The 18,362-nt window shown below is 41.3% G+C and carries 20 protein-coding genes; 13 read left to right on the forward strand and 7 right to left on the reverse strand.

The genetic code is table 11. The annotated features are described in order from the left end of the window. Positions 1 to 104: 104 nt before the first annotated feature. From ACTJKG_RS22385 to yihA, 5 genes are all read right to left on the reverse strand, one after another. Complete coding sequence (locus ACTJKG_RS22385; RefSeq protein WP_440740455.1) at positions 105 to 1,037, reverse strand: NAD-dependent epimerase/dehydratase family protein; 933 nt, start codon at positions 1,035 to 1,037, stop codon at positions 105 to 107. A 180-nt stretch (positions 1,038 to 1,217) separates the two neighbouring features. Beyond that, positions 1,218 to 1,823, reverse strand: a complete 606-nt coding sequence (locus tag ACTJKG_RS22390) for a Crp/Fnr family transcriptional regulator (RefSeq protein ID WP_440740456.1) — start codon at positions 1,821 to 1,823, stop codon at positions 1,218 to 1,220. After that, the gene (locus ACTJKG_RS22395) at positions 1,811 to 2,665 is read right to left on the reverse strand and encodes a UbiA-like polyprenyltransferase (RefSeq protein ID WP_172336360.1); all 855 of its coding nucleotides are present in this window, start codon (positions 2,663 to 2,665) and stop codon (positions 1,811 to 1,813) included. Before ACTJKG_RS22395 ends, ACTJKG_RS22390 begins: the two co-directional genes overlap by 13 nt. Positions 2,666 to 2,723: 58 nt before the next feature. Further along, entirely contained in the window at positions 2,724 to 3,122 is a 399-nt protein-coding gene (locus ACTJKG_RS22400; RefSeq protein ID WP_172336359.1) for an endonuclease domain-containing protein, read from the reverse strand. A gap of 81 nt (positions 3,123 to 3,203) precedes the next feature. After that, positions 3,204 to 3,833, reverse strand: coding sequence for a ribosome biogenesis GTP-binding protein YihA/YsxC (gene yihA, locus ACTJKG_RS22405; RefSeq protein ID WP_172336358.1), 630 nt, complete (start codon positions 3,831 to 3,833; stop codon positions 3,204 to 3,206). Between the two features lie 149 nt (positions 3,834 to 3,982). On the opposite strand from yihA, the gene ACTJKG_RS22410 reads away from it, so the two are divergent. After that, positions 3,983 to 4,474, forward strand: coding sequence for a VOC family protein (locus tag ACTJKG_RS22410; RefSeq protein WP_172336357.1), 492 nt, complete (start codon positions 3,983 to 3,985; stop codon positions 4,472 to 4,474). A 127-nt stretch (positions 4,475 to 4,601) separates the two neighbouring features. Here ACTJKG_RS22410 and ACTJKG_RS22415 read toward each other — a convergent pair whose 3' ends face one another. Both ACTJKG_RS22415 and ACTJKG_RS22420 read right to left on the reverse strand, forming a co-directional pair. After that, positions 4,602 to 5,336, reverse strand: coding sequence for a 3-keto-disaccharide hydrolase (locus tag ACTJKG_RS22415; protein ID WP_172336356.1), 735 nt, complete (start codon positions 5,334 to 5,336; stop codon positions 4,602 to 4,604). 96 nt (positions 5,337 to 5,432) lie between these two features. After that, positions 5,433 to 6,803, reverse strand: coding sequence for a Gfo/Idh/MocA family protein (locus ACTJKG_RS22420; RefSeq protein WP_172336355.1), 1,371 nt, complete (start codon positions 6,801 to 6,803; stop codon positions 5,433 to 5,435). Between the two features lie 351 nt (positions 6,804 to 7,154). On the opposite strand from ACTJKG_RS22420, the gene ubiE reads away from it, so the two are divergent. The 12 genes from ubiE (at position 7,155) to bamA (ending at position 18,357) form a co-directional block, all read left to right on the forward strand. Next, on the forward strand, positions 7,155 to 7,886 hold the full coding sequence (gene ubiE / locus ACTJKG_RS22425) for a bifunctional demethylmenaquinone methyltransferase/2-methoxy-6-polyprenyl-1,4-benzoquinol methylase UbiE (RefSeq protein WP_172336354.1): 732 nt from the start codon (positions 7,155 to 7,157) through the stop codon (positions 7,884 to 7,886). 2 nt (positions 7,887 to 7,888) lie between these two features. Then, on the forward strand, positions 7,889 to 8,632 hold the full coding sequence (locus ACTJKG_RS22430; RefSeq protein ID WP_172336353.1) for an outer membrane beta-barrel protein: 744 nt from the start codon (positions 7,889 to 7,891) through the stop codon (positions 8,630 to 8,632). 198 nt (positions 8,633 to 8,830) lie between these two features. Beyond that, on the forward strand, positions 8,831 to 9,589 hold the full coding sequence (locus ACTJKG_RS22435) for an SDR family oxidoreductase (protein WP_172336352.1): 759 nt from the start codon (positions 8,831 to 8,833) through the stop codon (positions 9,587 to 9,589). Positions 9,590 to 9,689: 100 nt separating this feature from the next. Then, positions 9,690 to 10,139 carry a GatB/YqeY domain-containing protein gene (locus ACTJKG_RS22440; RefSeq protein WP_166089923.1) on the forward strand — a complete coding sequence of 150 codons (450 nt, stop codon included), beginning with the start codon at positions 9,690 to 9,692 and terminating at the stop codon, positions 10,137 to 10,139. Between the two features lie 239 nt (positions 10,140 to 10,378). Next, positions 10,379 to 11,140, forward strand: a complete 762-nt coding sequence (locus tag ACTJKG_RS22445) for an alpha/beta fold hydrolase (RefSeq protein ID WP_172336351.1) — start codon at positions 10,379 to 10,381, stop codon at positions 11,138 to 11,140. 4 nt (positions 11,141 to 11,144) lie between these two features. Then, the gene (locus ACTJKG_RS22450) at positions 11,145 to 11,807 is read left to right on the forward strand and encodes a CBS domain-containing protein (RefSeq protein ID WP_172336350.1); all 663 of its coding nucleotides are present in this window, start codon (positions 11,145 to 11,147) and stop codon (positions 11,805 to 11,807) included. 60 nt (positions 11,808 to 11,867) lie between these two features. Further along, a complete protein-coding gene (locus ACTJKG_RS22455) occupies positions 11,868 to 12,248 on the forward strand; it encodes a four helix bundle protein (RefSeq protein WP_172336349.1) in 381 nt (126 codons plus the stop codon). Positions 12,249 to 12,285: 37 nt separating this feature from the next. Continuing rightward, the gene (locus ACTJKG_RS22460; protein WP_172336348.1) at positions 12,286 to 13,167 is read left to right on the forward strand and encodes an NAD kinase; all 882 of its coding nucleotides are present in this window, start codon (positions 12,286 to 12,288) and stop codon (positions 13,165 to 13,167) included. 9 nt (positions 13,168 to 13,176) lie between these two features. After that, on the forward strand, positions 13,177 to 13,959 hold the full coding sequence (locus ACTJKG_RS22465; protein WP_440740457.1) for a DUF6089 family protein: 783 nt from the start codon (positions 13,177 to 13,179) through the stop codon (positions 13,957 to 13,959). A gap of 130 nt (positions 13,960 to 14,089) precedes the next feature. After that, a complete protein-coding gene (locus ACTJKG_RS22470; RefSeq protein WP_440740458.1) occupies positions 14,090 to 14,608 on the forward strand; it encodes an ExbD/TolR family protein in 519 nt (172 codons plus the stop codon). 392 nt (positions 14,609 to 15,000) lie between these two features. Then, positions 15,001 to 15,741, forward strand: a complete 741-nt coding sequence (locus tag ACTJKG_RS22475; RefSeq protein WP_172336345.1) for an isoprenyl transferase — start codon at positions 15,001 to 15,003, stop codon at positions 15,739 to 15,741. A 63-nt stretch (positions 15,742 to 15,804) separates the two neighbouring features. Further along, positions 15,805 to 18,357, forward strand: a complete 2,553-nt coding sequence (gene bamA, locus ACTJKG_RS22480) for an outer membrane protein assembly factor BamA (protein ID WP_172336344.1) — start codon at positions 15,805 to 15,807, stop codon at positions 18,355 to 18,357. Positions 18,358 to 18,362 lie beyond the last annotated feature (5 nt).

An 18,362-nucleotide genomic window follows, 5' to 3' on the forward strand; every position in this document is an offset into this window, starting at 1 on the left:
GCAGGCCTCTACGCACTACCCTTCGACGGCGCTCAGGGTGACACCCCTCTTTTTGTGATATTATTGATTTGCCCGATTTACTCACCGGCTATTACTATTGGTATTTAAACTGATGCCTTATACAATGTTTCAGACATGTGTTTGATACCATCCTCATAACTGGTGGTTTTAAAGTTGAAAGCTTTTTCAAATTTGCTGGAGTCAAAAATGTAGTCATGATCATATTGGTAGTACATCTCTACCGTACCCATAACCGTTTTGTTAAAAAGACCATAGCACCACAATAAAAATTTATTAACTGCGAAAAAGCTGGGTTTCATTTTGTAAATACGTGCGGCAAGTTCAATAAACTGCTGCCCGGTTATAGCGGGCGCGGTTGGTATATGCCACACCTGGTTATCGCTTTCGGGATGTTGCCCCAGCAGGAACATCGCTTTACCGGCATCAGGAATATAGGTAAAGCTGTGTAACGTTTTGGCTTTGCCAATCCATTGCGCGCTCAATTTTTCAGAAAGACGTTTCAGCACCATCTGGTCAAAAAAGGCATTCAGGGAGTCGGTGCCGTAAAAATCAGCCCCGCGGGCGATACTGGCCCTGATGTTACCTGCTTTAACTTCGTCCATTAGAGTGTTGGCAACATCTACACGTATCTGGCCTTTAACACTGCTGGGATGGTAAGGGGTATCTTCGGTCATGGCACCGTTAACAAGGCCATAGCTGTAAACGTTATCAAAAAATATCAGTCGTGCCCCGGTTGCTTTGGCTACGTTGATCACATTTTGAATAATTACAGGCCATTGCTGCCGCCATACCTCTTTATCATAAACCAGGCCCGCGCACAGGTATATGACTGTTGATCCTTGGGATGCTTGTAATATTTCGTCGTAATTTAACAGATCGGCTTTTTGCCAGGTTACGTTGGCTGCGTTTATTTGTACGGGTTTACGACTTACCAAACGTACAGTATCATTATTGTTGATTAATTCCTGGGTGAGGGCGTTGGCCACTGGGCCGCCGGCTCCTAATATAGTATGCATATGTTTTCTCGTTTTGTATATAACAAAGGTAGCCGGGCTTTGTAAATCAAAACGTTAACTTAAGATAAGAATTTGGTGCCTCACCCCAGCCCTCTCCAAAGGAGAGGGAGCTAAATAAAGTTGGAAATTAATATGCTAATAAAGTCCTCTCCTTTGGAGAGGATTTAGGTGAGGCTTTTATCAAGCGCTTATCTTCATGATCCGCCTGCGGATGCGGGAAAGCGAAACAGGGGTTATGCCCAAAAAATTGGCCACATAATGCTGAGGGATACGTTGTAGAACTTCGCCGCCGGTTTCCAGTAGTTTGTTATAACGTTCTTCGGGACTTTGGGTGATGAATGAAGTTACGCGGTCTTCATAGCAGATGAGGTAATGCTCTGCAACGAGCCTGTAGATGCGTTCCATTTTGTGGCCTACCAAATCATCAGCATAAAGTTGTTGTGTGTTGTTATAGTTAAGCGTAACTAATATGCTGTCTTCCAGGGCCTGAATATAGTTAATGGCCGGCTGGCGGGTTAAAAAACTTTTGTATGAGCTGATGAATTCGTTTTCGAAACAAAAGTAACCGGTGATCTCTTCGCCATCCTTCACATGAAAAAAGCGTACCGATCCTTTTACCACCAGACCAATCTGGTTACATACTTTGCCGGGCTCGGCAAAATTCTTCTTTTTCTTAAGCACGCTTACTTCCAGGTAGGGCACTATAACCTGCCACTCCGTATCCGTAAGCGGGACGAACGTTTGGATATGCTCCCTGAACTGGTTTAGCGCGGTTAATGTATCCATACTCTATCTAACAGAAATAATGCGGCAAATACTACGCTGGCTATACCATTGGTGGTCATGAAGGCAAAATTTACCCGGCTCAGATCATTTGGTTTAACCAGCAAGTGCTGGTAAATAAGCATAGCACAAAAGAATACGATACCTATATAATACAGAAAGCCTACATGTGTAAAAAGCACAGGCATGATAATAAATGCAGCCGAAAGCACATGTAAAAAGGTGGATAATCTTAAAGCGTTTACTTTACCCAGGTATGCCGGGATAGAGTGTAATTTAAGACTGCGATCAAAATCTTCATCCTGCAGGGCATAAATAATATCAAAGCCGCTTACCCAGCACAAAACCGAAAGCGAGAAGAACAATGGCGTTAAAGCAAAGGCCCCGGTTACCACCAGGTAAGCACCAATGGGTGCGAGGGATAAACCCAAGCCCAACACCAAATGACAAAGCGCTGTAAAACGTTTGGTAGCGCTATAACCCATCACCACAAACAAAGCCACCGGCGACAGGTAAAAACACAGCGGATTGATAAACCAGGTAGCCACGATAAATAAGGCGCAGTTAACCAACGTAAAAGTTAAAGCCGCCGGGGCACTGATGCGCCCCGCCGGAATATCGCGTTGTTTTGTACGCGGGTTTTGTGCGTCGATATCCCTGTCCAGGTAGCGGTTAAAGGCCATTGCCGAGTTGCGCGCAAATACCATGCACAATATCATCAACACCAACTTACGCCAGTCAAAATGGTTTTGCGTAGTGGTAACTGCCAAAAAGAAGCCTATGAAGGCAAAGGGCATAGCAAAAATGGTATGTGCAAATGTTACTAATGAAAGATATTTTTTCATGTCTTAAATATGCTCCCCTCTTGAGAGGGGTAAGGGGTGTGTTCTACAATATGTTTTTTTATTCTATGCTCCCCTCTTGAGAAGGGTAAGGGGTGTGTTCTACAACATATCTCTCAAGCGTTCTCAAAACGTTAAGCATATCTTTTCGTACTTCATTCTCGCTAAAACGTACCACTGTTAGATCATACTTAGCGAGTTCCTGGTCTCTGATATTATCAGTCTCTGCTTTTTCTTTGTGATTATGATAATGTCCATCAACTTCAATCACCAAATTTAATTCGTAACAATAAAAATCTACAATATAATTTAATAATGGTTTTTGACGATGGAAATCATAGCCATGGTGTTTGTTCTTTAATTCATTCCAAAGAAGTATTTCACCTAATGTACTATCATTCCTGAGCTTTCGGGCCAATTCCTTTAATTTAGGATTGTATGGAATAATTTTACGTGGCATGTATATTTCTTTTCTATTGGATAACACACCCCTGCCATCACACTGTCTTTCGCGCCCCCTCTCAAGAGGGGAGCCAGCTTCTTACTCCTGGCCGGGGCCCTGGTAAGGCGGTATTACAAATTCCTTATTAATCGTATCAATAAAAGCCAGAATCTCCTCGCGGCCCAATTGGGTTTCTGAAGAGGTTACAAAATATTGCGGCGCTTCCTCAAAAGTAGCCAACAGGGCTTTTTTAAATTTGGCGATGCTTTGATCGGTTTTGATGCTTGACTGTTTATCAGCTTTGGTGAATACCAACACAAATGATAAGCCTTTTTCGCCAAGCCAGTTACAAAACTCCAGATCGATCTTTTGCGGCTCCAGTCTGCTGTCTATCAGCACCATAACGCATTGAAGGCTTTCGCGCTTATCCAGGTAGGTATGGATAAACTTATCCCATTTGGCTTTTTCGGTTTTGGAGGCTCTGGCATAACCATAGCCCGGTAAATCCACAATATACCAGCTCTCGTTGATATAGAAATGGTTAATGAGCTGGGTTTTTCCTGGTGTTTGCGATGTTTTTGCCAACCCTTTTTTTGCCGTGAGCATATTGATCAGCGATGACTTGCCCACGTTTGAGCGTCCGATAAAGGCATACTCGGGCTTTACCGGTGGTGGCAGTTTGGAGATTTGGGTGTTGCTGCAAATAAATTCGGCCGATTTAACAATCATGCTGCAAAGGTAATTATTTTTAATTGCGCGTTCATGGGCATTAAAGTTGATTAGGTTTGTGTTATATCTACCCGATCAGCTTGTTTTACAATAGCTCAACAATTATGAACGCAATAATAATTAAATTTGATGTTTAAACACGTAAATTAATGAACGATTATAAAATTCCTGCCCAAACACGTATAGGCCATGTACATTTAAAGGTGAGCGATCTGCAGCGTTCGCTTGATTTTTATTGTGGCTTGCTGGGTTTTGAAAAAATGGCTGCTTATGGCGATCAGGCTGCTTTTATATCAGCTGGTGGCTATCATCATCACATAGGCCTGAATACCTGGCAAAGTAAAGGCGCACCGCCAGCTCCCGAGTATGCGCCAGGCTTATACCATACCGCAATTTTGTACCCCGAACGGAAAGATCTGGCCGTAGCACTGCAACGCCTGATCGATGCCAAATACCACATCACCGGAGCATCAGACCACGGTGTATCGGAAGCCATATATTTGAATGATCCTGATCAGAATGGTGTAGAATTGTACTGGGACAGACCAAAAGAACAATGGCCCGTGGATGAGCACGGCAATCTGGGTATGTATACCAGCAGGTTGGATATAGAGGGACTACTAAACACGATTAAAGGATGATTAGGGATTTCAGGATTTTAATTTAATTAGCATATCCCACTTCAACCAAAAAAGAGGCTGTTCCTTGAATCGGGAACAGCCTCTTTTTTAGTTAGGATCCTGTAAATCTTACTAATCCCTGATCGTGTTATAGCTCCCTTATCTTAATATCTTTAAAATAAGCTTTGTGACCATGGTCCTGCAAGGCTATCAGGCCGGTTTTGGCATTGCCGTAATCAGGGTGATCTTTCCATTTACCTTCGGCTTTTTTCTTTTGCCAATCGGCATCCCAGGCGGTAAATTCTAAAATTTTGGCACCATTTAACCAGTGTTCTACATGACCTTTGTTGAAGACGATTTTGCTGGTGTTCCATTCGCCTACGGGCATGATCTTCTTTTTATCGTTAGGCAGGTGCATGGCATAATCGCAGCCTGTTTTTTGCCAGTCTTCCAGTTTCTCGGGCCAGCCGTTATCGTCAATGATCTGGTATTCTGGACCGGTTACATAGGTGGCGTCAAATTTAGGATCTTCAACCACGTGGTATAATACGCCGCTATTGCTGCCCTTGTCAATTTTCCATTTCCAGGAGAGCTCAAAATTGGCGTAGCTTTTATCGGTAACAATATCACCGCCGGTATCACCCTGTGCAGCACCCAAACATACGAGTGCACCATCAACAATGGTCCAGTTTTTTACAGGGCCTTTTTTATTAAAACCATGCCAGCCTTTGAGGCTTTTGCCATCAAACAAACTTACCCAACCACCTTTGGGGGCAACTCTTTTTACATGCTTTGGATCTTTTGCTGTAATAGCAGAAGTATGTACACAAACCAAACCAGCCGCAGCCAATATCAAACCAAGTTTTTTAATATGTTGTTTCATGTTTATTTGGTGTTGTTATGTTCATAGTTGATGGTTCATAGATCATAGTTAAATTGAGATTTAGCCATGAACCATGATCTATGAACCATCAACTAACTATTTTTTAATTAACTGCATTTTTTCAGGGTCCCAGAACATTGGGCTGTTGTTGTAATAGCTGTCGTTGCACAGCAGGGCAGGGGCCGCGGCGCGATAGCCAAAAATGGCATCCTCGGTTACTTTACCATTGTTACGAATGGCGTTGAAAAAGTTATTCATATGGTCGTACGGGCCTCCTTTATATCCCTTTTCGGCATCATAAACAATCTCTTCGGGTGGTACCATCTTTTTGCGTTCGGCATAACCGCTGCCCGCTTTTTTGAGTTTGTCCAGATAAAACGGATCGTCGGAGCCAAAGGTCTTGTTACGTTTCAGCGTTACTTTATCCCAGGTAATATCCATGGAGCCTTCGCTGCCTACAAGTTTCAGGTAGGTAGTACCACTGGTACCATCCACAAAATTACAACGCAAGGAAAGGTTAAAGGCAGGGTGAGCTGCCGATTTACCGTAATCAAAAGTGCCCAGTAATACATCCGGAACTTCGCGGCCATCATTCCAGAAACGCAAACCGCCTGAGGCGTATATTTTATTTGGACCTACAGAATCTGTTATAAAATGGAGGCTGGAGAACAGGTGTACAAATAAATCGCCGGCCATGCCTGTGCCATAGTCGGTGTAGTTGCGCCAGCGGAAAAAGCGTTTGGAATCGTAATCGCGTTTCTTGGTATTGCTGATGTAGGTTTCCCAATCCACCGTTTGGGCCGATGCATCGTCCGGAATAGGATATTGCCAAACCTCCAACGGTTCGCGGCGGGCCCAGAACCCTTCGGCATAGTTGAGCTCACCAATAGCACCGCTTTTTAACAGTTCGTGCGCTTTCTCGTTACCCAGTGATGATACGCCCTGGCTGCCCACCTGGAAAATCTTCCCGGTTTCTTTTTGAGCTTTGATTACGGCAGGGCCTTCGCTAATACCATGTACCATCGGTTTTTCGCAGTACACGTGTTTGCCCGCGTGCATCGCATCAACGGATATTTGCTGGTGCCAATGATCGGGCGTACCAACAATTACCGCGTCGATATCTTTGCGGTTCAGGATCTCTTTATAAACTTTTGTAGTGAAAATATCGGCGCCCCAGCGGGTTTTTGCATCTTTAAGCCGGCCATCATAAAGGTCGCAAACAGCTACCAGTTTTACCCCCGGGATTTGCAGGGCCACAATAGCATCCTGCGTACCCATCCCACCGGCTCCTATCAACGCGATGTTGATTTGGTCGTTAAAGCTGTGCCCTAAGGGCCTTTTCAGTATAGAAAAAGGTTTTAGCTCATGCTCAGCGGCAAAAATACTGGTACCCGCAGCTACGGCGGCTGTGGTAGTGGCTAATTTTTTAATAAAGCTGCGACGCGACGATTCTTGTTTTTCTTTCATAGATCAGGAAATGAATTTTATAACAATAATTAATTTAAAAGAGAACTAATGAACCTGGATTATCCTTTTGAGAAGAATAACCCGTTCACCATGATTGGTCATAATTGGCTTTTAAAAGTAATGAATTGAATTGATAGTTCATAGTTGAAGGTTCATAGTTTATAGTTCATGAATCATAGTTGTAGCCTATAATTCATGGATGATAGTTCATGGTAGCCTCATGTTAATTATTGTATTTTGAATTATTTCTTTCTTACTATGAACCATGATCCATGAACTATCACCCATGAACAAATGAACAAATGAGCCAATGAACCGTCAACAATCACTATCTTTGCCTCCATTATACAAATGAGCAAAACCATAACTCCCTACCATGATCAGCAGGCCACCAAAAAAGAACAGGTGGCCGATATGTTCAACAATATATCTAAAACCTATGATTTCCTCAATCATTTCATGTCATTGGGGATCGATATCATCTGGCGTAAAAAAGCAATCAACGAACTAAAAAACGATAAACCCCGTTTGATACTGGATGTAGCTACCGGTACCGGCGATTTCGCGTTTGAGGCCCTGAAAACGCTTCGGCCAGAAAAAATAATTGGTGTTGATATTTCACGCGGAATGCTGGATATTGCCGAACAGAAGATACAGAAACGCAACCTTAGCGATAAGTTTGAAGTAAAACTGGGCGATTCTGAAAAGCTGCCATTTGAGGCCGATGAATTTGACGCCGTTACTGTGGCTTATGGCGTTCGTAATTTTGAAAACCTGGAAAAAGGCCTGGCCGATATACAAAGAGTATTAAGACCCGGTGGCAAAGCGGTAGTGCTGGAGTTTTCAAAGCCACGTGCATTCCCGGTAAAACAGTTGTATAATTTTTATTTCAACTATATTACACCGGGTATTGGCAAGTTGTTCAGTAAGGATGCAAGAGCTTACTCTTACCTGCCAGAGTCGGTAGCGGCTTTTCCGGATGGGAAAAGTTTTGTTAGCCTCATGGATAAGGTAGGTTTTAAAAACACCAAACACCGGCCATTATTATTTGGCATATGTTCTATATATACAGGCATTAAATAAAAATGAGTTTAAAAAGGTACCTGATTGTATTGATACTGATGCTGTGCAGCAATTTATTGTTTGCACAGGATAGGGTACCGGCATGGGGCGGTGGCGCCGATTTGCAGGATTTTAGCTTTGGCTTTAGCTTTACCTATGTAAGCAGCGATTTTAAGATCGTTAAGAAGCCAAACTGGAGCACTCCTTTTACCAATCCCGAAAACGGACAGCCACTTACCAGTCATCTAAGCAGTATTAGTTCTAAAAGTACGCCCGGCTTTGCGGTTGGCTTTGTTACCCGTTATAGTTTAACTGATCATTTGGAAGTTCGTTTTACTCCTTCATTGGTTTTTGCCGACCGGGATTTAACTTATACTTATGAAAATAATACACAAAACCCGGATGTAACCAAAAAAGTGCAGTCAACCACTGTTGATGCTCCGTTATCGTTCAAACTAAAATCAGACAGGTTAGGTAATTTCAGGGCCTATATGCTGGGTGGGGTTAAATATTCACACTCTATCGCGGCAAAAAAGAATGATGCTAATCTCGATCTGATGGATAAGCTGGTTAAAAATGTGAGTGGTTATGGCTCATATGAAGCTGGCCTGGGTTGCGATATCTACTTTGAATTTTTTAAACTTTCGCCCGAAATTAAAATATCCAATTCCTTTGGTAATATGCTGGTTCCGGAGAATCAGCCCTTCTCGGCACCTATCAGCAAATTATCGCTGCATACCATTATGTTCAGCCTGTTTTTTGAATAGTATTCAAATTTTAGATTTTTTGTCATCCTGAACGGAGTGAAGGATCTTCTTCGATGTATCAATCGCTTAACAGATGCTTCACGTTGTTCAGCATGACAAATTTATTTAGCAAGTTTTGCTAACCAAACTTCATTACCCCTGCCCGACAATAGTTTAAAGTAAAAAACATAATTTCGCCGCAATAGTTATCTACATACCATGACTAAAATTGCTTTAATCACAGGAGCCACCGCCGGTATTGGCGAGGCTTGTGCCCATGTATTTGCCCGCGAAGGCTATAATTTGATATTAACCGGCCGCCGGCTTGACCGCCTGGAAAAGATTGCCCACCATTTAAATGATAAATATAATGTTGAGGTTGCCGTATCGTCATTTGATGTACGCAACCGGGAGCATGTGATAGAAAACCTGGAAGGTTTACCTGCCGAATGGAAAAAGGTTAATATATTAGTGAATAATGCCGGTTTGAGCCAGGGTCTTGACCCAATACAAAATGGCAGCTATGATGATTGGGATACCATGATTGATACCAATGTGAAGGGGCTGCTTTATGTAAGCCGTGTGGTATCCAACTGGATGATTGGTAATGGCTTTGGGCATATTATTAACCTGGGTTCTATTGCCGGCAAAGAAGTATACGCCAATGGTAATGTGTATTGTGCTACTAAACACGCAGTTGATGCCCTAAATAAAGGTATGCGTATTGATCTGTTGCCGCATGGTATAAAAGTTACAGCGGTACATCCGGGAGCGGTGGAAACGGAATTTTCGGAAGTACGGTTTAAGGGGGATAAAGACAGAGCGAAAAAAGTATATGAAGGCTTTGAACCGCTTGCAGCCGATGATATTGCCGAAACCATATGGTTTGTGGCATCGCGCCCGGCGCATGTAAATATCAATGACCTGGTGATTATGCCAACCGCGCAGGCTACAGCAGGTAATATATTCAGAAAATAGATGTGCAGATGTGCAAATATTAGATGTGCAGATGATGCAATAATAATTGCTATTTTCACAAATCACTAATTCGCTAACTCAATAATTCACTAATTATAAAATGTCATTAATAAATCAAATAGACCAGGATATTAAGCTGGCTATGCTGGCCAAACAGGCCGATCGTTTAAGAGGTCTCCGTGCAATAAAATCAGCTTTGCTGCTAGCCAAAACCGAAAAGGGAGCGGCAGAAGAACTTACAGCCGAAGCGGAGATCAAAGTGCTTCAAAGATTGATCAAACAACGTAAAGAATCGGCAGATATTTATAAAACGCAAAATCGTGAAGACCTGTACGAGATAGAGATGGAAGAAATGAAGGTGATTGAGCCTTATCTGCCTCAACAAATGACCCGTTTTGAAATTGAAGGTTATCTGCAGGAACTGATTAGCCGGTTGGGGGCAACTTCAACCAGCGATATGGGTAAAGTGATGGGAGCCGCCAATAAAGAACTTGCAGGCAAAGCCGACGGCAAAACCATATCAGAAGTAGTAAGACAATTGCTGGGGTAGTTTTAAGTCAGAAGTTTAAGTGTTGAGTTCTGAGTTTCAAAAATAGAACCTAAAAGCATGTTACTGACTTAAAACTCAAGACTCAGAACTCAAGACTTAAAACTAACGACTTAGAAATTTATTATTATAATTGTTGTAACTCGTCCGTAATAAACTAATTTTATGGCGGAATAATAGAATTTATACTGAATTTGATTTCGGTATAAAAAGTTTAAAAAAAATTAATATCAGAATTTTATATGGATTTCGTGCTTAAAGAGGAACACGGGTTTAGTTATATAGATGAGGGCGAAGGTGAGGTATTGTTGTTATTACATGGGTTGATGGGCGCACTGAGCAATTGGGAAGAGGTTGTAGAAGAGTTCAGGCCAAATTATCGTGTTATTTTACCTATGCTGCCAATTTATGATATGCCTCTTATAACCACGGGTGTAAAAAGTCTTTCGAAGTTTTTACATAAGTTTATAAAGTTCAAAGAGCTGAACAATATAACCCTGCTGGGTAATTCACTTGGGGGGCACGTGGCTTTAATCTATGTGCTGGCTCATCCGGAAAATATCAAAGCGATGGTATTAACCGGAAGTTCGGGCCTGTATGAAAACGCGTTTGGTGGATCATTCCCCCGCCGTGAAAGCATCGATTTTGTAAGGGAAAAGGTACAATATACTTTTTATGACCCTGCTGTGGCAACCGATGAACTGGTTAACGACGTATATAAGGTAGTGAACGACAGGCATTGTGTGGTAAGGTTGCTGGCCATGGCAAAATCGGCCATACGGCACAACATGAAAAAGGACCTGCACAAAATGAATCTGCCGGTATCATTAATTTGGGGTAGAGATGATAAAATTACTCCGCCCGATGTTGCAGTTGAGTTTAGTGAATTATTACCCAATGCCGAATTACATTGGATAGATAAATGCGGACATGCACCGATGATGGAGCATCCGAAGGAATTTAACAGGTTGTTAACTGGATTTTTGGAAAAACTAAAAGTTTAATATCATGGTAGCAATTGAACTGATGGCAGACGCGATTCCGCCGGTACACACTTCTGATACGATACAGAAAGTACTTGACCGCATGGTAGAGTTCCGCCTCAGGCATTTGCCAATCGTGAACGAAGAACAGTTTTTGGGCCTGGTAGCCGAAGATGACCTGGTAGGGGAGAGCGATTACCAGACCGCTGTTGGCGCGCTGGCTCTATCGCAGGTAAACCCCTATGTGCTCGAAGATCAGCATGTATATGATGTGATACGGATGTTTTATGAGCGCCAGCTTACCGCCATACCGGTGCTTGATGCCAAGCGAAACTATCTTGGTTTGATATCCATTAATGCTATTACAGAATATTTTGCCAAGATAACCTCTGTAGCAGAGCCGGGTGGTATTATTGTATTGGAGATTGGTAACAAAAATAATTCCCTGGCGCACATGGCCCAGATCGTAGAGTCTGACAACGCCCAGATACTCAGTTCATACGTGCAAACTTTTCCAGATTCTACCAAGATGGAAGTAACCCTGAAAGTAAATAAACAGGATATTTCGGCTATAATAGCCACCTTTTTGCGTTATGAGTACGATGTAAAAGCTACTTTTAACAATACCGATAACAACGATAACGCGAAAGACCGGTACGACTCACTCATGAATTACCTTAATTTATAATTGGCTCACTTGTTCAGTGGTTTATTTGTTCATTGGTAAATAGTTCAATAATAAATATCCATGAGTTATTATAATCTTGAAGAGTTAGAAGTATATCAGTTAGCTGAAAGTTTTAGCGATGAGATCTGGATGTTAGTAAGTGAATGGGATTATTTTGCAAAGGATACCATAGGAAAACAAATTGTACGTGCAGCTGATTCAATAAGTGCTAATATAGCCGAAGGTTATGGCCGGTACCATTACAAGGAAAATAGAAACTTTTGCTTTTTTAGCCGAGGATCAATTTTAGAAACAAAAGGGTGGTTAAAAAAATCTTTAAACAGAAAACTTATAAATGATGATCAGTTCAATGTGTTATTTGAGAAACTTCAAATTATCCATATCAAATTAAATGCATATTTAAAGTTTATTGGTAAGGCTTCAACTATAAAAGACCAATGAACTAATGAGCCAATCAACTAATGAACCAAACTAACAAATGAAGATAGCAGTTTACGGCAGACCGTTTAATGATCCGTCTGTAATACCATATATTCAGCAGGTATTTGATAACCTGGCGCAGCATAATGTCGATATATATGTTCATCACCAGTTGCACGAATATCTGCAGGACAAAATAAACAGCGTAAAATATAACGTACTTGAAAATACCAATTCCATCAAAGGGTTTATTGATCTTTTTTTAACCCTTGGGGGCGATGGCACCCTGTTGGATATGGTAACCGTGATACGCGATTCTGGTATCCCGGTTATCGGTATTAATTTTGGCAGGCTTGGTTTTCTGGCCAGCATCAATAAAAATGATATCACCGCGGCTATACATGCAGTGGTAAACAAAGAATTTTCTTTGGATTGTCGGGAGCTGCTCACCATCGATTCAACCATGAAAATTTTTGGTGAGGATAATTTCGCCCTCAATGATGTAACCATTCATAAGCGCGACGATGCCGCTATGATCATCACCCATGTGTTTTTGAACGATGAGTTTTTAAACTCCTATTGGGGCGATGGTATCATTATATCTACATCAACCGGGTCAACAGCTTATTCATTGAGCTGCGGTGGCCCAATTATCTTTCCGCAGTCAAACAGTATTGTGCTAACCCCGGTGTCGCCCCATAACCTTAACGTGCGGCCTATCATTATACCAGATAACAGCAAACTGTGTTTTGAAGTGGAGAGCCGCAGCGCGAACTACCTGGTATCATGCGATTCGCGGGTGGCCGCATTAGATCAAACTGTTAAATTTCACGTTCAAAAAGCCGATTTTCAGCTAAATTTGGTACGTTTAAATAATGAAAGTTACTTAACCACGTTAAGAAACAAATTATTATGGGGCTTAGATGCCCGTAATTACTAAATTTGCTTAATGCCCAAATTTGTAACACTTCTATTTTTTTTATTGATATCCTATCAACTGCGGGCTCAAACCTGGGAAGTTGGCGGTGCTCTTGGCGGCGCAGGCTATATCGGTGATCTTAATCCCAATAATCCTATCAAAGTAAGCGGTATTTCTGGCGGTTTATTCGTAAAGCGTAATTTTGACGGCTACTTTGCAGCCAAGTTGAATTTTATTTACGGTAAGATCAGTGCCGACGATAGTAAATCGAGCAGTCAGCAGTTCAGGGATCGTAATTTGAGTTTCAACGACCCTTTGAAGGAGATAAGCATTATCGGGGAGTTCAATTTCTTGAACTATATTCCTGATGCAGGCCCGCATAAGTATACACCATATATATACTCGGGTATTGGTTTAACCGCTTTTGCGCCGCGTACTGATTATCAGGGAAGATCATATGGTTTGCGGAATTTAAGAACCGAAGGGGAATCATCCCCCTATAGCAAAAGTACCATCGTAATTCCTTATGGTGTAGGTTTAAAATATAACTTTAATGGTAAATGGACGGTAGCCGGCGATCTGGGTTACCGGTATACCCTGACCGATTATCTGGATGATGTAAGCAAGGTTTACCCCAATCCTGGTCAGCTGCCCAATAATCTGTCAAGAGCTCTGTCCGACCGTTCGGGAGAAGTAGGCAAACCCTTTAACCCAATGGGCTCGCAACGTGGCGATTTTAAGCCGCGCGATACTTATTTCTTTTTTGGCTTTACTGTTTCCTACACCTTCGTTACACAACGCTGTTATTATTAATAATTCTGTAATTTATATTTTTAACAAAATTTAATTTTGTTAAAAATATAATAATGAAATTAAATTTTTCGTTTAAAGGTAAACGTCCAGAATAGCTGGCATTTATTATTTAACCTTAAACTTTAAGATCATGGCCGAATTAAATCCTTCAACACCAAAAACAGGCAAGGCACGTGGGCGAAAAAAAATGAACCTTCGGGTTGACGTTACCGCTATGGTTGATCTGGCATTCCTGCTGATCACCTTTTTTATCATGACCACCACCCTGGCAAAACCCAAAGCGATGGATTTGGCCATGCCCGTAGGCTCAGGTGATGCTGTGCCTGCCAGTCGCAGCCTTACCGTATGCCTGGGAAAAAACAACCAACTGATGTATTATCAGGGCGAGCTGAAAAAGCCGTTAATTGCCCCTGCTATTACCGGCTTTAATAAGGACGGTATTCGTAAAGTGTTGTTTGAAACAGCCAAAGTGATATATAACAAAACGAGTAAAAGCATGATCGTACTGGTGAAACCTTCTGATCATTCGGTGTACAGCAACCTGGTTAATGTTTTGGATGAGCTTACGATTACCAATGTGCCTTCTTATGCCATTGTAGATATTGACCCACACGATACGGATATGCTTAAACAAAAAGGGATTTATTAACAACCTTCCTTTTACGACCTTAAATAAGCAGATTAAGAGGCCGGGCATCATGATCATTTGATGATTTTTGATGTTTGGCCTCTTCATTTGAGTTTTAAATAAGTGTAATAAATCTGTACATAACCTGTTATTTGTGTGCTTTTTGCATCATTTTGGTGCATTATTGATAATAACATTTTCTTTTCCTACCGCATACTAAAAAAATACAAAGTAAGTTTTACCTTTGTACCCTGAAAAAACCGGCAAATTGAATTTTTACAATAGTATGGCCGGGCGCTATTTTTGGGAGTTGGCGTTGAACAAATATTTTATTTGGTTACAGCATTGATAAAATTAAAACACCAGTATGTCTTTTGCAGGCATTCACAAAGTAGCTTTTGATAATGAACAGTATGGGATATTTGGATCAGATTGATTTGTTAAGGCTACCAAAACATGTTGCCATTATTATGGATGGCAATGGCCGTTGGGCAAAAGAAAAAGGCAAATTAAGAGTATTTGGCCATCATAACGGGGTAACATCTGTTAGGGATGTTGTTGAAGGCGCTGATAAATTAGGCATAAAATACATCACACTCTACACATTTTCGTCCGAAAACTGGAACCGGCCCAAGCTGGAGGTTATGGCCATTATGGAATTAATGGTTAGTACCATCCATAAAGAAATAGCCGGGTTTATGAAAAATAACATTAAACTAAATGCCATAGGCGATCTGGATATGTTACCCGATAAATGTAACCGGGAACTTAAGGCCGCTATGGAAAAAACATCTGGAAATACCGGGGTAGTACTTACGCTGGCGCTAAGCTACAGCTCAAGGCGTGAAATTGTGCGTGCAGCTAAAAATATAGCTATTAAGGTACAAAAAGGCGAATTGCAGATAGCTGACATCAACGAAGATGTTTTTGAAGATAACCTTTTTACCGGCGATATGCCCGATCCTGAATTATTGATCAGAACAAGCGGCGAATACCGTATAAGTAATTATTTATTATGGCAAATTGCCTATGCTGAGTTGTATTTTACACCTAAGTTTTGGCCCGACTTTAGAAAGGAAGATTTGTACGAAGCGATACTTGATTATCAAAAACGCGAGCGCCGTTTTGGTATGACAAGTGAGCAGGTTAACTAAATTTTTTCTTTTAACACTTTTTAACAACTGTATAAATTAATTTTAGCCCACTAAAATATTCGAATGTATAAATTTCTTTTTGCTATTCTTTTCTCTGTTTTTGTTACCTCCGCGTTTGCCCAGGTTTCAAATGCTCCGAGAACAACACTGACCAAATCGATACCGGCCGATAGTTTAAGTTATCTTAATCCCCGGGATTATATTATTGGTGGTATTTCTGTTAGTGGGGCTAAATATCTGGATAAGGATATTTTGATACAGCTTTCAAAATTAACCAAAGGCGATCGTATCAACCTGCCGGGCGAGCGTAATGCCGAGGTTATAAAAACATTATATTCCCAGGGCTTATTTGATGATGTACAGTTAAACATTACCAAAATAAACATGGATACCATTTACCTGGAGATAGCCGTTTCCGAGCGCCCGCGTTTATCGCGTTTGCATATCACAGGTATACGTAAAGGTGAAATTGAAGATGTACAGAAAAAACTGAATGACCGTACCGGGAAAATCGTTAATGAAAATTTAATAAATACCACTACGGCCATCATCAAAAAACATTTTGGCGAAAAGGGTTTCCTGAATACAACCGTAAAACTTACCCAGCGTAAAGATCCGGGAGATGCCAACAGCGTAATATTGGATGTAGCCATTGATAAGAAAACCAAGGTAAAAATAAACCAGGTTGTTTTTGAAGGCAACAAGGCATTTTCATCAAAAAAGCTGAAGGGCTTCTTGAAAAAAACAAGGGAGCGTAAATGGTATAACTTGTTTGGTTCTAAAAAATTCAAGCAGGATAAATACGAAGAGGATAAACAAAGCTTGGTGGAATCAATGCAGGGAAAAGGTTACCGTGATGCGGAGATCGTGAGCGACTCTGTATGGAGCCATGATGCAACCACTGTTAACGTAAAAATTAAAGTTTATGAAGGCCCTAAATATTACTTTGGTAATGTGAAATGGTCTGGTAACGCCAAATACTCTACCGAGTTACTCAACAGGATACTGCACGTTAAAAAGGGTGATGTATTTAGCGAGGATGAGCTGAATAAAAGGCTTGTAGGTCCAACCCCAAGTAACGACGACGTTTCATCATTATATCTTAATGATGGTTATTTAACCTATACTGCCGATCCGGTACAGGTTAAAGTTTACAATGATACCGTTGATTTGGACATCCGTGTTTATGAAGGTCCGCAGTACACCATCAATCGTGTTAGCTTAAAAGGTAACGATGTAACCAACGATAAAGTGGTTATGCGCGAGATACAAACCAAGCCGGGTCAAAAATTCAACAAAGAGTTATTGATCCGCAGCTCACGTGAAATTGGTCAGCTGGGTAACTTTGATGAGCAAAAAACAGAGCCGAAACCAGTTAACATCAATCCGCAGGATGGTACAGTTGATTTGGTTTACAACGTAGTTGAAAAACCTTCAGATCAGATCGAGTTATCAGGTGGTTTTGGTGGCGGCCAGTTGGTGGGTACCCTGGGTTTAACGTTCAATAACTTCTCGTTAAGAAATATCTTTAACCTTAAAGCTTATAAACCATTGCCAAAAGGCGACGGTCAGAAGTTGAGCTTACGTGGCCAATCAAGCGGACGTACCTATCAAAACTTCTCGTTTACTTTCTCGGAGCCGTGGTTAGGTGGTAAAAAACCTATTTATTTCGCTTTATCGGCATATACACAAGGTAGCTCAACCGGGCAGTATTATCCTAAATCGAGCCCGTTATACAATAACCTGCGTATCAACGGTATTGGTGTAACTTTGGGTAAACGTTTAAAATGGCCGGATAACTACTTCCAGTTAAACTACTCGTTAAACGTCGATCACTATAATCTGGATAACTATACCGGTTATTTATTTACCAACGGTACCTCATATAACATCAAATTAACCCAGGAATTAAGTCGTAACTCTATCGATGCGCCTATTTTCCCAACTCAGGGTTCAAATATGAAGCTTACTATACAGGCTACCCCTCCATACTCGTTATTTAATAATATCAACTACAAAATAGCAACCCCAGAGGAACGCTACCATTTTGTGGAGTATTATAAATTTAAATATGATGCGCAATGGTTCTCTAAACTGGTTGGTAAATTCGTATTGATGTCACAAGTAAGATTTGGCTTCCTGGGTATGTACAATAAGGATGTAGGCCCATCGCCGTTTGAGCGCTTTAAACTGGGTGGCGACGGTATGCAGAGCTATCAGTTTTTACAAGGTAGCGAGATCATCGGTTTAAGGGGTTATCAAAACTTCTCGATAGTGCCTGAAGGTTCAACCGAAAATCAAAATACCAATACCGGTAGCACCATCTATAACAAATACACTATGGAGCTGCGTCACCCGGTAATTGCCAGTCAGTCGGCCACTATATTCTTACTGGCTTTTGCCGAAGGCGGTAACGTTTGGAATAACTTTAGCCAGTTCAATCCGTTTAACGTTAGGCGTTCTGTAGGTGTTGGAGCAAGAATATTTTTACCTATATTTGGCTTGCTTGGATTAGATTATGGTTACGGATTTGATAAAATACCAGGTCAGCCTGACGCAAACAGAGGCCAATTCCATTTTACAATTTCTCAGAGTTTATCCGGCGGATTTAATTAATTTGC

The sequence above is a fragment of the Mucilaginibacter sp. 22184 genome (assembly GCF_052045695.1).
Taxonomy (GTDB): Bacteria; Bacteroidota; Bacteroidia; order Sphingobacteriales; family Sphingobacteriaceae; genus Mucilaginibacter.

Bases quoted from the DNA above. Each gene is read 5' to 3' on its own strand.
- ACTJKG_RS22385 (WP_440740455.1), bottom strand. From the start codon at position 1,037: ATGCATACTATATTAGGAGCCGGCGGCCCAGTGGCCAACGCCCTCACC.
- ACTJKG_RS22390 (WP_440740456.1), bottom strand. From the start codon at position 1,823: ATGGATACATTAACCGCGCTAAACCAGTTCAGGGAGCATATCCAAACG.
- ACTJKG_RS22395 (WP_172336360.1), bottom strand. From the start codon at position 2,665: ATGAAAAAATATCTTTCATTAGTAACATTTGCACATACCATTTTTGCT.
- ACTJKG_RS22400 (WP_172336359.1), bottom strand. From the start codon at position 3,122: ATGCCACGTAAAATTATTCCATACAATCCTAAATTAAAGGAATTGGCC.
- yihA (WP_172336358.1), bottom strand. From the start codon at position 3,833: ATGATTGTTAAATCGGCCGAATTTATTTGCAGCAACACCCAAATCTCC.
- ACTJKG_RS22410 (WP_172336357.1), top strand. From the start codon at position 3,983: ATGAACGATTATAAAATTCCTGCCCAAACACGTATAGGCCATGTACAT.
- ACTJKG_RS22415 (WP_172336356.1), bottom strand. From the start codon at position 5,336: ATGAAACAACATATTAAAAAACTTGGTTTGATATTGGCTGCGGCTGGT.
- ACTJKG_RS22420 (WP_172336355.1), bottom strand. From the start codon at position 6,803: ATGAAAGAAAAACAAGAATCGTCGCGTCGCAGCTTTATTAAAAAATTA.
- ubiE (WP_172336354.1), top strand. From the start codon at position 7,155: ATGAGCAAAACCATAACTCCCTACCATGATCAGCAGGCCACCAAAAAA.
- ACTJKG_RS22430 (WP_172336353.1), top strand. From the start codon at position 7,889: ATGAGTTTAAAAAGGTACCTGATTGTATTGATACTGATGCTGTGCAGC.
- ACTJKG_RS22435 (WP_172336352.1), top strand. From the start codon at position 8,831: ATGACTAAAATTGCTTTAATCACAGGAGCCACCGCCGGTATTGGCGAG.
- ACTJKG_RS22440 (WP_166089923.1), top strand. From the start codon at position 9,690: ATGTCATTAATAAATCAAATAGACCAGGATATTAAGCTGGCTATGCTG.
- ACTJKG_RS22445 (WP_172336351.1), top strand. From the start codon at position 10,379: ATGGATTTCGTGCTTAAAGAGGAACACGGGTTTAGTTATATAGATGAG.
- ACTJKG_RS22450 (WP_172336350.1), top strand. From the start codon at position 11,145: ATGGTAGCAATTGAACTGATGGCAGACGCGATTCCGCCGGTACACACT.
- ACTJKG_RS22455 (WP_172336349.1), top strand. From the start codon at position 11,868: ATGAGTTATTATAATCTTGAAGAGTTAGAAGTATATCAGTTAGCTGAA.
- ACTJKG_RS22460 (WP_172336348.1), top strand. From the start codon at position 12,286: ATGAAGATAGCAGTTTACGGCAGACCGTTTAATGATCCGTCTGTAATA.
- ACTJKG_RS22465 (WP_440740457.1), top strand. From the start codon at position 13,177: ATGCCCAAATTTGTAACACTTCTATTTTTTTTATTGATATCCTATCAA.
- ACTJKG_RS22470 (WP_440740458.1), top strand. From the start codon at position 14,090: ATGGCCGAATTAAATCCTTCAACACCAAAAACAGGCAAGGCACGTGGG.
- ACTJKG_RS22475 (WP_172336345.1), top strand. From the start codon at position 15,001: ATGGGATATTTGGATCAGATTGATTTGTTAAGGCTACCAAAACATGTT.
- bamA (WP_172336344.1), top strand. From the start codon at position 15,805: ATGTATAAATTTCTTTTTGCTATTCTTTTCTCTGTTTTTGTTACCTCC.